Genomic DNA, 12,543 nt, shown 5'->3' with positions numbered 1-12,543 from the left:
TGTCCGCGCGCTTTTCTTTCAGGTTTTTGGCGGGCTTTTTCTTGTCGGTTTTCTGCTGGTTTTTTTCTGTTGACATGGTTTTTAGTTTTGTTGTAAGGTAGGTTCTTTTGCTTGATATTCAACACTTTTCATTAATTCATGGCGATTCGCGGAAGTATTTAGCTGCTGCTGAAATAGTCGCGGATAATGCGGTTTAATTAGGTTATCTTAGGAGAAATCAACAAACGGCAAAAATGAAAATTGCGTTTATAGGAACCTACCCACCCCGGGAGTGCGGAATTGGCACATTTACCCAAAACTTATTTCATTCTACCGTCGGAGCGGATGCCCTGGTCAGTGGTTCTGAGGGTTTTGTGGTCGCCATAGACGACAATGGCCTGCATTACGATTATCCCAAAGAGGTGAAGCTTACTATCCGGCAGGAAGAGCAGACCGATTACCTCGAAGCGGCCAATGTCATTGACCTGAGCGGGGCGGATGTATGTATTCTCGAACACGAATTCGGCATATTCGGGGGGCAGAACGGCATTTATATCCTGCCTCTTTTGTACCGATTAAAAATTCCGTTGATAGTGACGTTGCATACCGTTTTAAAAACACCTTCATACAATCAGAAGGCTGTTATGACAGAGATATGCAAAATAGCGCAGTCAGTTGTCGTCATGAGCCAGACGGCGGTCGATATGCTTTCGGAGGTGTATCAGGTGCCAGCCGACAAGATCGCCCGGATCGCTCATGGTGTGCCAGATATACAGTTTGACCAGCTTCTGGCGAAGAAAGAGTTCAAGCTTTCCTCCAAACAGGTTCTGCTAACCTTCGGCTTTATCGGGCGGAACAAAGGGATTGAGACAGTCCTGAGGGCCTTGCCCGAGGTAGTTAAGAAGTACCCGCAACTTGTCTACATTGTGCTTGGTAAAACACATCCCAACGTAGTCAGACATGCCGGGGAAGAATACCGCGTCTTCCTTGCAGGCCTGGTCAAACAACTGGGAATTGAAAAGCACGTCGTGTTTCTGAACGAGTTCATCGGTCAGGCCGAGCTTTTCAAATACCTTTCGGCCTCCGATATCTACATCACCCCTTATACCAGCGAGGCCCAGATCACCAGTGGGACACTTTCCTATGCGATCGGCGCCGGTAATGCGGTGATCTCTACGCCCTACTGGCATGCGGCAGAACTGCTCGCCGATGGCAGGGGGCGCCTGTTCAATTTCCACGATTCGCCGGCACTTACCGAAATACTCCTTGAATTGCTCGATCATCCCGAGCAAATGTGGCAGCTCAGAAAAAATGCATTTGATTATGGTCGCGAAATAACCTGGCCGAAAATTGGGGAGAAATACCTGGAATTGGCGGAGTCAATAGTGGAAATCGGGCTGGATATTGAATCGGGCAATCCGATGATTCTTGACCCGCTTACGCTTCCGCCATTCCTGCTCGATCATGTGCAGCGGCTCACCGACGACACGGGCATTATTCAGCACGCCAAATACGGGATCCCAAACCTGAAAGAAGGGTATTGCCTGGATGACAATGCGAGGGCTTTGCTGATGGTTTTGATGACCTACAAAAGAAATAAGCATCCGCTCGCCCTAAAACTGTCGCCCACCTATTTGAGCTACATCAATTACATGCAGACCCAGGACGGCATGTTCCGGAACTTCCTAAGTTTCAACCGAAACTTCCTGGATGAAGTTGGGTCGGAGGACTCTTTCGGTCGTACGATCTGGTCTTTGGGTTATCTGCTCGGTAATGCGCCTAATGACGCCTATTACCAGACAGGCCGCGAGATTTTCTTCGCCGCCGTTCCCAATTTTACCAGTCTAAAATCTATCCGAAGTATTGCCAACACCATTGTCGGGGTGTGCCATTACCTCAAAAGCAACCCGACTGACGAAGGGATGATCAAGATACTGGAGACCCTGACCAACAGGCTCCTTGCGGATTACGACATCCACCGCAGCGATGACTGGCAATGGTTTGAATCCCTGCTGGCCTACGACAATGCATTTTTGCCTTTGGCACTCTTGCATGCGGCAGAGTTTTTACACGATCCCCGCGTTTTAGAAGTAGCCAGAGAGAGTATGGATTTCCTTTCGGATGTGACGCTTCGTAACGGCTATTTATCGGTTGTGGGCAACCAGGATTGGTACAGCAGAGACCGCGAGCAATCGATGTTTGCCCAGCAGCCGCTGGATGCGCTTGCCATGGTATTGATGTTCCATCAGGCTTTCCGGCTTACCAAAGATCAGTCTTACATTCAGAAGCTATACACCTGTTTCATGTGGTTTTTGGGAGAAAACGACCTCCGGGTAAGCCTCTACGATTTTGAAACAAAAGGTTGTTGCGACGGGTTGGAAAGCTCAGGGGTGAACCGAAACCAGGGGGCTGAAAGCACATTGGCCTATCTGATCTCACATTTGAGCGTGCTTGAAGCGTTTGAAGAGATCACCAAAATGGATGCGGAACTGGTATGAAGGTCGCTATATTGTCATCGATCGCCTGGCGTACGCCGCCCCGGCAGTACGGCCCCTGGGAGCAGGTGGCTTCGTATCTGACGGAAGGGCTCGTCGAGAAGGGGATAGATGTAACGCTTTTTGCCACAACCGATTCGGTAACTGCGGCAACTCTGGAGGGAACTTGCGAGGTACCTTACGCCGAAGACAGGAATATCGACCCGAAGGTGGCAGAGTGCTTGCATATCAGTCACTTAATGGAAAATGCCGGGCGGTTTGATCTGATCCACAATCATTTCGATTTTCTCCCATTGACCTACTCAAAACTGATCCACACGCCGATGCTGACGACGATCCATGGTTTTTCCTCTCCCAAAATTATGGATGTGTACCGGAAGTATAATGACTCATGCTCGTACGCATCAATCAGCAATGCCGACCGCAGCATCGAGCTGGATTACATCGCAACAGTATATAACGGTGTTGATGGCAAGGATTTTCCTTTCGAGACAAGTTCGCAGGATTATCTGCTGTTTTTCGGGCGTATCCATCCCGAGAAGGGAACAATGGAAGCGATTCAGATAGCCAGGGAGTCGGGAAAGATCCTGTTGATCGCGGGGCTGATCCAGGACGACGCCTATTTTGAGCAAAAAATCAAACCCTGTATCGACGAAAGATCCGTTTATTATATTGGAAATGTAGGGCCATCCGAGCGCAAAACGTTGCTGGGAAAGGCTCTCGCCCTGCTTCATCCGATTCAGTTCGACGAACCCTTTGGTTTAAGTGTCGCTGAATCGATGTTCTGCGGCACGCCTGTAATCGCCTTCAACCGTGGCTCGATGTGCGAGCTGGTCGTCGACGGAAAAACCGGTTTCCTGGTTCAGACAATCGGTGAGGCGGTTGAGGCTGTTGAAAAGATATGGCAACTCGACAGACAGGAATGCCGCCAATGGGCGAAAGCCATGTTTTCGAAAGAAAAGATGGTTGACAATTACCTGACGGTGTATGAACAAATATTGGGCCGTTAACTTTTGTCCCGGAGAAGGTCTTCCAACAATTCTTCCAAATTGACTGCGGCGTAGGTAGAAGCATAGTCGGAGGTGGCGTAGGGAATAATCAGACTCTGGTTGTGCACAAAGGCACCGCAGGAATATACCACATTCGGTACATAGCCGTCGCGCTCGCTTGCGTTGGGGATTAGTAAAGGATCAGTCAAGCGTCCGATTTCATTTTCAGGGTTTTCCAGTTCAAACAGCGAGGCACCAAGCACGTACTCGCGCATCGGTCCCACTCCGTGGGTCATTACCAGCCATCCGGCCCGCGTTTCTATGGGCGAGCCACAATTTCCAATTTGAACAAATTCCCAGGGGAACTTTGGTGCCTGGATCAAAGTTGCCTTTCGCCAAACACTAATATTTTCTGAGTAAGCAATGTAATTGTTGACGCCATCGATACGGCAAAGCATGGCGTATTTGCCGTTGATTTTGCGGGGAAACAGTGCCATGCCCTTGTTCTGCGCAATTTCTCCGTGAAGCGGCAGTACTTTGAAATGGTAAAAGTCGCGGGTAGTCAACAGCTTGGGCAGTATATTGGCGCCGTCGTATGCGGTGTAAGTAGCATAGTAGGTCTGTTGTTGCTTGTCATCTGTAAAACAGACAAACCTAGCATCTTCGATACCCCGCTTTTCCGTATCGGCGATAGGAAAGATCACGCGTTCAGAAATGTCGGTGTCCAGGGAGAAATCCATTTCGTAATGCGACGAGGCCAGCCACATTACCTCCCGGAGAAATAGCGCGCCCGGAATATCCATTCCCGGCAAACTGCTGGTTTCTTCCACATACCTTTTAAGCTCTTCGTAAGTGAAGGTCTCCGTTAGTTTTCCTTCAATAGCCGGGTACGCAAGATTATCCAAGTCCTGCATTTCGCCAAGTTTCGACAAAAACGACTTTTTCTTATATATGTGGTTCCGGACATGCTCGGGAGAGTCGAGCAATCGCCCCGGTGTATCGATGGTGATATCATTATTTTGGTCAATGAGTGCAGACCGGAATACGATCGAAGATATATGGCCTTCCCCCGTAGCACGGAAGCTGAGGATAATCCGGGTTTCACCGGGCTCGGTACCGGACTGGTCCGGGTCGGCCACAATGGACGGATTGAAGAACGCGGCGGCTTCGATAGAGTATTCCATCGTGAAATAGGCACCGATTAGCAGACGCTGCTTTGTTTCCAGGTCCTGCGGGTTGATTTTCATGGTCTCTAGCAAGGAGTCCAGCTTTCGGAAATGCCGCTCAAACACTTTCAGGATATTCCGGTGCCGTTTAGCGTATTTTCTCAGGACGTTGTTCAATTGCCGTACCTGGGTGCTTGTATCGAGGGTGAGAATAAGCGAGATTAACTGCCTGCTCCGATCGTCTCCGTTGTATAGAAATCGTGCAATTACACGGCTGGAATCAGGTTGAAAAACAGTGTCCTTCCGAATAAGATGTGCGGCCATAGTAAGTATTTAAGATGCGTGAATTGCATTGGCTGCCGGAATCTTCCAACGGTTGTGTGACCACAGCCAGTAAGATGGCGCGCGGCTGATGCTCTTTTCGAGAAAATGGTAGTAGGCCTTTGTAATGCTTAGGGGTGTGGATCGGTCGGGATGTTCCATCAGCCGAAATGTAAACTCGTAGCTGAAACGGGATCTTTTTTGGGATTCAACATAGACGACTGCTGCATGCGATGATGCCGCCATCCTTTCCCCTCCCGTTTGAACGGCAGTATCCTGGTCCAGAAAAGAAATATGGAATTTGTCGTTTCCCGGCGCAGGCCGCTGATCCGCAATGACAACCAGCAAGTTGGGTATAGCAGTTTGCCGCAGTAGTGACAACGCCTGTCGGTAGAATCCCTTTTTGGGGATAAGTTTGACTCCCAAAAATGACCGCAGTCTGATCATCAAGCTGTCGAGCAAACTATTTTTGATCGGCGAATACGCTGAATATACCGGGTAGTCCGTCACTTGCGGAAGATTTATCAGGTACTCCCAGTTTCCGTAATGTGATGCGAATACTATTACTGGCCGACGGTCTGTATAGAGCAACTCCAGAACTTCCGGATTTATGTAGTTGGCCAGACGCTTTCTGAGTCGCTCGGGGGCCAGGTAAAACAAAAAAGGTTCAAGTAGCAGATCGCTCATGTGACGGTAATAAGCGCTCATAAGCTTACGAATCTCGCGGGAAGGTTTGGTCGGGAAAGAGGTTGTTAAATTTTTTCGAATAACCGATTTCCGGTATTGCAGTACAAACCGAAGCAAAAAGGAAAGCAGGATAGAAAGGAACGCAGTCGAGCAAAGCAGAACTTTACCAAAAAGCGTAGCAGGCAGCTCTGTTAATAGCGATGCCACAATCTGCCGTAACGATCTCCGGTGTTGCTCGATGCTGGTTTTCATAATATATGGTCTAAAACAAAAAATCCTCCACACCGGGAGGATTCTGTTATACTTTGTATGTCCGGTCGCTTAGATAATAGTTACATTAACTGCGTTCAGGCCTTTTCTCCCTTCTTCTACTTCGTAAGATACACTGTCATTCTCACGGATATCGTGATTGAGACCACTAGTGTGTACAAAAATATCATCTCCGCCATTTTCCGGAGCAATGAACCCAAACCCTTTGGTATCATTAAAAAACTTAACTGTTCCTTTATTCATAACATTATTTTAAAATATTTACCAAATTTAGAATAAAATTTTGTAAATAAAAATCAATTAAGAAATATTTAGAATAATATTTCATTTCTTGGAGAATAATCCGCTTTCAAAAAACGCTTTAATACACCTCACGCCGGGGATGCAAGGCCTGCTCGATGGCCGTTAAAACCTGACTTTTTGAGTGTCCGTGAACATGGAAAAGTTGTTGCCTTAGCACATGGAGCGGCTCGGACTAGTTTGCGCATACGGGTTTGGATAGACTTTCAGAAAAAAAGCGAGCCCTAGCATATTACACTAGGGCTCGCCGGACATCATCTTATTGCATCAATCAGTTCACTGGAATAGGGATCAACTCCCTTTCGAAAAAGGCCTGCATCTTTTTGTTACTGTCGCCAATTTCTTCACAATAGTAAATACGCTTCAAATACTTTTTGATCGTCAACCGCTTCCGGGGGTCTGTTAGCAACGAGACCAACCCCCCTATCATATGTTTGTTTTCCATCTTGGAAGATAGGAAACATAAACGGTTATAACTAATTGGATCTAAATTAAATGCTTGTTTTTCAATTACTTTGTTCTCGGATGACCTGATAAGGTGGTCTCGTCGGTTAAGATGGTGGGAGCGCAAGGGCGATGTGTCATTAGTCTGATTGAGTCACTGGACTCACAGTGAAAAATCCTCAAATTGTTTGCAAATAAAAAAGCACTTATCGAGTTTTATCTCGTAAGTGCTTGATTTTCAAGTGGGCCCACCTGGAATCGAACCAGGCACCTACTGATTATGAGTCAGTTGCTCTAACCGAATGAGCTATAGGCCCTTTTTCAGCGCTTGTTTGGAGTGCAAAATTAGCGAAACGGTTCAATTCTCCAAATGAATACAACAAGATTAGCTTCTTTTGTCCGTTGGTTGTTTATTACTTTTGCCAAAAAATTGATTTTGAATAAAAGGAAAATCATCAATGATCCGGTCTACGGATTTATTTCAATCGCCTCGGATCTACTCTACGATCTGGTCGATCATCCTTACTTTCAGCGGCTAAGGCGTATCAGGCAGCTTGGCCTGGCCGATATCGTCTATCCCGGCGCTCTTCACACACGTTTTCACCACGCGCTCGGTGCGATGCACCTGATGAGTCAGGCGTTACGGACTTTACAGGAAAAGGGGCATATGATCTGGGAGCCGGAGCAGGAAGGCGCGCAGGCGGCGATTCTCTTGCATGACCTGGGGCATGGGCCGTTTTCCCACGTGCTCGAAAGCGTAGTAATACCCGGCGTTCCGCATGAGTCCATTACATTGACGATGATGAAGGATCTCAACCGCCAGTTGAACGGACGGCTTGATATTGCCATTCAAATGTTCGAAGGGACCTATCCACGCAAGTTTTACCACCAGATGATTTCCAGCCAGCTGGATATGGACCGGATGGACTACCTCAACCGTGACAGTTTCTACACAGGGGTGATCGAAGGCTCGATCGGCGCCGACCGGTTGATTAAAATGCTGGATATCAGCCACGATCAGTTGGTGGTGGAGGAGAAAGGGCTTTTGAGTATCGAAAACTTCCTGCATGCACGCCGGCTTATGTACTGGCAGGTGTACCTGCATAAAACGCTCCTGAGCGCACAGGCGATGCTCACGCAGATCATGCACCGCGCCCGCGAGCTTGCCGCAGCGGGAGAGCAGCTCTTCGCCACGCCCGATTTCGCCCGTTTTCTGTACAATCGGTTCACACTCGCGGATTTCGATAGCGAGCCCGATTTGCTGGCCGCATTCAACGGATTGGACGATAACGACGTATGGGCATCTGTGAAAGGTTGGAAGACGCATCGGGACCCCGTTTTGTCGACCCTTTGCGAGATGCTTTTGAACCGAAATCTATTTAAAATCAGCTTTTTTAACGAACCGCCGGGTGAAGAATTGCTGGCGCCGCTCCGGGAGCGACTGGTAGCTGCGGGCGTCTCGGAACGCGACATGCAGTACTTTCTGGTCACGGGAGAAACCACCAATTGGGCCTACGAAAAGGAGCAGGACCCGATCCGTGTGAAAATGAAAAAAGGGAATTTGGTGGATATTGCCGATGCGTCCGACATTCCGACCATCGAAGCCCTCACTAAGATTGTACGCAAGTACTATGTATGTTGGGGTAAAAATGTATCTTTGCGTGGTTAATTACGACCCTAAAAAGAAAAGCCCATTTAATAATTTTTTACGACGTTCTCGAATACTATTACCCGAAATTAGCCGATAAAATATGAAATTTACTGTCAGCGAGATTGCTCAAATGCTGAATGGAAGTGTTGTTGGGAATGATCAGATTACAATTAATTCGGCTGCAAAAATTGAAGAGGGCCTGCCGGGTTGTATATCTTTTCTGGCCAACAGCAAATATGAGCATTATATCTACTCCACACAGTCTTCGGCAGTAATTGTCAATAAAGATTTTACTCCCAAAAAAGATATTTCCGCGACGTTGATCTACGTCGAGAATGCCTATACCGCCTTCACAATCCTGCTCGAAGAATACCAGAAACGCCTGGCCGGTAGTAAGTCGGGGGTGGAGCAACCCAGTTTCATCGGTGATAACAGCCAGACGGGCGAGAACTGTTACCGCGGTGCGTTTTCGTATATCGGGAAAAATTGTGTGATCGGAAAAGAGGTGAAGATCTATCCGCAAGCCTGGCTGGGCGATGGGGTGGAAGTGGGAGATTACTCGGTGATCCACCCGGGAGTAAAAATTTACGACAACACGGTGATTGGAAAAAACGTCACCATTTTTGCCAACACAGTGATCGGCGGCGACGGTTTCGGTTTCGCACCGCAGGCCGATGGCAGCTATAAAACGATACCGCAGCTCGGAAATGTGATCATCGAGGATAACGTCAGCATCGGTTCCAACGCGACAATCGACTGTGCGACGATGGGTTCGACCATTATCCGTCAGGGAGCGAAAATAGATAACCTGGTTCAGATCGCACATAATGTAGAGATAGGAAAAAATACCGTAATTGCGGCCCAGTCAGGAGTGTCTGGTTCCACTACCATCGGCGAGCAATGCGTTATTGCTGGTCAGGTTGGGATAGTGGGCCATATTACGGTAGCAAACAATACCAAGATTGGGGCACAAAGCGGTTTGGGCAAATCCATTAAAAAGGAAGGCCTGTCGCTTTCCGGCTCCCCGGCCAGGGACCTGAACGAACATTTACGGTCCATGGCATTGGTGCGAAGGTTGCCTGAAATGGAAGAACGGCTGAAGGATCTGGAACGTAAGCAAGAAACCTCTGATTTTCAGTAATCTCCGTCAATCCCGATCGCACCTTATTTAGAAAAGGAAATAGATATAATGAACGAAAAACAACAAACCATTTCTAAGTCTGTATCCGTAACTGGAGTGGGTTTACATACCGGTGTTGTGGCGACGATGACATTCGTGCCGGCACCAGCGAACCACGGATACAAGTTTCAACGTGTTGATTTACCCGACCAGCCGATTGTTGATGCAGATGTCGATAATGTAGTGGATCTTTCCCGCGGTACTACCATCGAGCAGAACGGCGCGAGGATTCATACGGTTGAACACACACTTGCCGCCCTTGTAGGTTTGCAGATCGACAACGTGCTGATCCAACTCGACGGCCCTGAGCCACCGATCATGGACGGCAGCTCCATCAAGTTCGTCGATGCATTGCTTGATGCAGGTATTGAAGAGCAGAATGCCTACCGCAACTACTTCGAGGTTCCGGAATACGTACATTATAAGAATAAGGACAAGGATACCGAGCTGGTGGCGCTACCGCTTTCGGACTACCGCCTCACGGTGATGGTTGATTACAATTCAACGGTCATTAGCAGTCAGCACGCTTCTTTAAACGATATCACGCTTTTTAAAGACGACATCGCATCCTGCCGGACATTCGTGTTCCTGCACGAGCTGGAAGCACTTTACAAGCAAAATCTCATTAAAGGCGGTGACCTTACGAACGCGATCGTGATCGTGGATCGCGAGGTGCAGGATGGTGAATTAGATCATCTGTCGCAGCTTTTGAACAAGCCGAAAGTAAGCGTCGACAAGTCTAAGGGAATACTTAATAATGTAGACCTGCATTATTCCAATGAAATGGCGCGCCATAAGTTGCTCGATCTTATTGGAGACCTTGCATTGGTGGGAAGGCCTATTAAAGCACAAATCCTTGCTGCGCGGCCGGGACACGCGGCGAATGTGGCATTAGCTAAAAAGATCAAAAAGCTGATCAAATCCGGCAAAGGAGATATTCCGCAATACGATCCAAACAAGGCTCCGGTCTTTGATATCAATCAGATAGGCCAGCTGCTGGCTCACCGTTATCCGTTCCAAATGATCGATAAGATCATTGCGCTGGATGAAAACAGCGTGGTGGGCGTGAAAAACGTGACGATCAACGAGCAGTTTTTTCTGGGACACTTTCCGGGTAACCCGGTAATGCCTGGCGTCCTGCAATTGGAAGCGATGGCGCAGACCGGTGGGATTCTCGTGCTTTCCAGCGTGCCCGACCCGGACAATTACTGGCCTTACCTGATCGGAATCGACGCATGCCGCTTCCGACGCAATGTATTTCCCGGTGATACGGTTATTTTTAAATGTGAATTCACGTCTCCGATGAAACGGGGGATTGTCAAAATGAGTGGCCGGGGATACGTAGCCGGACAGCTGGTGTGTGAAGCCGATATGATAGCAAGCCTGGTAAAGAAAAAATGACTCAATCATTAGCATATATCCATCCTGACGCTAAGATTGCTCAGAATGTAGAGATCGAACCCTTTGCAATGATCCATGCCGATGTTGAAATCGGGGAGGGATCTTGGATAGGATCACACGCTGTAATCAATTCGGGAGCACGGATTGGTAAAAACTGTAAAATCTATCCGGGGGCCGTCGTTTCGGCCACGCCTCAGGATTTGAAATACAATAATGAATACACCCTGACTGTCGTAGGCGACAATACGACCATCCGGGAGTACGCAACGATCAGCCGTGGTACCGAAGAGCATTGGAAGACCGTAGTAGGCTCCGACTGCCTGATCATGGCTTACGCGCACGTGGCGCACGATTGCCGGGTAGGAAGCAACTGCATTATCGGTAACAATGTGCAAATGGCAGGCCACGTTCATGTGGGCGACTGGGCTATTGTAAGTGCATTGAGCGCGGTACACCAGTTTGTCAAGATCGGCATCCATGCATTCGTTTCAGGTGCGTCGCTCGTTCGGAAGGACGTTCCGCCTTTTACAAAAGCTGCCCGTGAGCCTATATCTTACGTAGGTATCAACTCGGTTGGTTTGCGGAGAAGAGGGTATAGCAACGAAAAAATTGTCGATATCCAGAATATCTACCGTTACATCTATATGAAGGGCTACAACAATGCCGAAGCACTTCAAAAAATCGAACTGGAAATGCCGCCTTCAAACGAGCGCGACGAGATCATTAACTTTATCCGCAACTCGGAAAGAGGTATTATGAAAAGTCCTTTCCAGACAACCGGCACCAGTGAGACGGAAGCTCAGTCTTGATAAAGCATTAGTTAAATAGCAAAAAAGGTCCGCTAGCGGACCTTTTTTGCTATTCCAGGACCGTGACCCGGTCGCCCACCTTCAGTTCTCCAAAATCCTGTACAGTTACATTCTGTCCAAACAAAATCTTGTTGCCGTTCCGCCGATAGGTTGCCAGGGTTTTCAGCGGCTCTGCGCCTTTTTCCGAGGTTTTCGGATCAATAGTTGTGAGCACGCAACGCGCGCATGGTTTTACTACTTCAAAACGCAGGTTGCCGATCGTGATCTGCTTCCATTGATCTTCGGCAAACGGCTCGGTGCCGCTGATGACGAAATTAGGCCGGAAACGCCGCATTTCGATCGGCTGCGCCAGGCGACCATTCAGATCGTCCAGCGAGGCCTGCGAAATGACCAGATAGGGGAAGCCATCGGCAAAGCTTACGTTCTCGTCATGCTGCGCGTAACGCGGATCAGCCTTTCTTTCGGTCGAATCGGGCATCACTACCAGCCGAAGGTCAAGGCCAAGCTGCCGGCTGAGCCAGGCGTCGGCATCGTCGGAAACGGTGACTGCCTCGGTGGTATCATCCCAGACTTTGACGGTGACGGGCAACGCGGTGACCGGTTTGTAGGGTACCAGCACAAAGTCATGCGGATCGGCGCGAAGGAATATTTTCAATCCCTCTTCAAGTAAAGCGACGTCGATCAGCGCCATTTTTGGGTAGGCCCGCTGGGTGATAAAAACGTTTTCTTCATCGATGATCATCCACCGGCGATCGTATTGAAGTCCTCTTTCTTCGGTTAATGCTTTGCTGAGCCTGATCCCGCCAAGCGATTTGACAGGGTAGACCCAGATTTCTGATAATATCATGGCC

At 48.5% G+C, this 12,543-nt stretch carries 10 protein-coding genes and 1 tRNA gene; 6 read left to right on the top strand and 5 right to left on the bottom strand.

Annotated features, from left to right (window positions below; genetic code table 11):
* Positions 1-233 precede the first annotated feature (233 nt).
* Positions 234-2,477, top strand: coding sequence for a glycosyltransferase family 4 protein (locus tag IEY24_RS23410; protein WP_188936643.1), 2,244 nt, complete (start codon positions 234-236; stop codon positions 2,475-2,477).
* Positions 2,474-3,484: a glycosyltransferase family 4 protein gene (locus tag IEY24_RS23405; protein WP_188936641.1), complete on the top strand. Its 1,011-nt coding sequence runs from the start codon at positions 2,474-2,476 to the stop codon at positions 3,482-3,484. Before IEY24_RS23410 ends, IEY24_RS23405 begins: the two co-directional genes overlap by 4 nt.
* Here IEY24_RS23405 and IEY24_RS23400 read toward each other — a convergent pair.
* The 4 genes from IEY24_RS23400 to IEY24_RS23385 all read right to left on the bottom strand — a co-directional run bounded on the left by IEY24_RS23400 (position 3,481) and on the right by IEY24_RS23385 (position 6,968).
* The gene (locus tag IEY24_RS23400; RefSeq protein ID WP_188936639.1) at positions 3,481-4,953 is read right to left on the bottom strand and encodes a glycoside hydrolase family 130 protein; all 1,473 of its coding nucleotides are present in this window, start codon (positions 4,951-4,953) and stop codon (positions 3,481-3,483) included. The genes IEY24_RS23405 and IEY24_RS23400 overlap by 4 nt on opposite strands.
* Positions 4,954-4,962: 9 nt before the next feature.
* Positions 4,963-5,889 carry a lysophospholipid acyltransferase family protein gene (locus IEY24_RS23395; protein ID WP_188936637.1) on the bottom strand — a complete coding sequence of 309 codons (927 nt, stop codon included), beginning with the start codon at positions 5,887-5,889 and terminating at the stop codon, positions 4,963-4,965.
* 69 nt (positions 5,890-5,958) lie between these two features.
* Complete coding sequence (locus IEY24_RS23390; protein ID WP_188936635.1) at positions 5,959-6,150, bottom strand: cold-shock protein; 192 nt, start codon at positions 6,148-6,150, stop codon at positions 5,959-5,961.
* 744 nt (positions 6,151-6,894) lie between these two features.
* A tRNA-Ile gene (locus tag IEY24_RS23385) sits at positions 6,895-6,968 on the bottom strand.
* A 116-nt stretch (positions 6,969-7,084) separates the two neighbouring features.
* On the opposite strand from IEY24_RS23385, the gene IEY24_RS23380 reads away from it, so the two are divergent.
* From IEY24_RS23380 to lpxA, 4 genes are all read left to right on the top strand, one after another.
* Positions 7,085-8,320, top strand: a complete 1,236-nt coding sequence (locus IEY24_RS23380) for an HD domain-containing protein (protein ID WP_229223015.1) — start codon at positions 7,085-7,087, stop codon at positions 8,318-8,320.
* A gap of 82 nt (positions 8,321-8,402) precedes the next feature.
* Entirely contained in the window at positions 8,403-9,443 is a 1,041-nt protein-coding gene (gene lpxD / locus IEY24_RS23375; RefSeq protein WP_188936633.1) for a UDP-3-O-(3-hydroxymyristoyl)glucosamine N-acyltransferase, read from the top strand.
* A gap of 48 nt (positions 9,444-9,491) precedes the next feature.
* Entirely contained in the window at positions 9,492-10,883 is a 1,392-nt protein-coding gene (locus tag IEY24_RS23370) for a bifunctional UDP-3-O-[3-hydroxymyristoyl] N-acetylglucosamine deacetylase/3-hydroxyacyl-ACP dehydratase (protein ID WP_090148197.1), read from the top strand.
* The gene (gene lpxA / locus IEY24_RS23365; protein ID WP_188936631.1) at positions 10,880-11,692 is read left to right on the top strand and encodes an acyl-ACP--UDP-N-acetylglucosamine O-acyltransferase; all 813 of its coding nucleotides are present in this window, start codon (positions 10,880-10,882) and stop codon (positions 11,690-11,692) included. The genes IEY24_RS23370 and lpxA overlap by 4 nt, the downstream gene beginning before the upstream one ends.
* A gap of 49 nt (positions 11,693-11,741) precedes the next feature.
* Here the strand turns inward: lpxA and IEY24_RS23360 are convergent, their stop codons facing one another.
* A complete protein-coding gene (locus IEY24_RS23360) occupies positions 11,742-12,539 on the bottom strand; it encodes an MOSC domain-containing protein (protein WP_229222920.1) in 798 nt (265 codons plus the stop codon).
* Between the last annotated feature and the right edge of the window lie 4 nt (positions 12,540-12,543).

Source organism: Dyadobacter endophyticus (assembly GCF_014641595.1).
Taxonomy (GTDB): Bacteria; Bacteroidota; Bacteroidia; order Cytophagales; family Spirosomataceae; genus Dyadobacter; species Dyadobacter endophyticus.
This window is presented reverse-complemented; position numbering and strand designations above follow the sequence as displayed.

Coding starts and splice junctions, on each gene's coding strand:
- IEY24_RS23410 (WP_188936643.1), top strand. CDS start 234: ATGAAAATTGCGTTTATAGGAACCTACCCACCCCGGGAGTGCGGAATT.
- IEY24_RS23405 (WP_188936641.1), top strand. CDS start 2,474: ATGAAGGTCGCTATATTGTCATCGATCGCCTGGCGTACGCCGCCCCGG.
- IEY24_RS23400 (WP_188936639.1), bottom strand. CDS start 4,953: ATGGCCGCACATCTTATTCGGAAGGACACTGTTTTTCAACCTGATTCC.
- IEY24_RS23395 (WP_188936637.1), bottom strand. CDS start 5,889: ATGAAAACCAGCATCGAGCAACACCGGAGATCGTTACGGCAGATTGTG.
- IEY24_RS23390 (WP_188936635.1), bottom strand. CDS start 6,150: ATGAATAAAGGAACAGTTAAGTTTTTTAATGATACCAAAGGGTTTGGG.
- lpxD (WP_188936633.1), top strand. CDS start 8,403: ATGAAATTTACTGTCAGCGAGATTGCTCAAATGCTGAATGGAAGTGTT.
- IEY24_RS23370 (WP_090148197.1), top strand. CDS start 9,492: ATGAACGAAAAACAACAAACCATTTCTAAGTCTGTATCCGTAACTGGA.
- lpxA (WP_188936631.1), top strand. CDS start 10,880: ATGACTCAATCATTAGCATATATCCATCCTGACGCTAAGATTGCTCAG.
- IEY24_RS23360 (WP_229222920.1), bottom strand. CDS start 12,539: ATGATATTATCAGAAATCTGGGTCTACCCTGTCAAATCGCTTGGCGGG.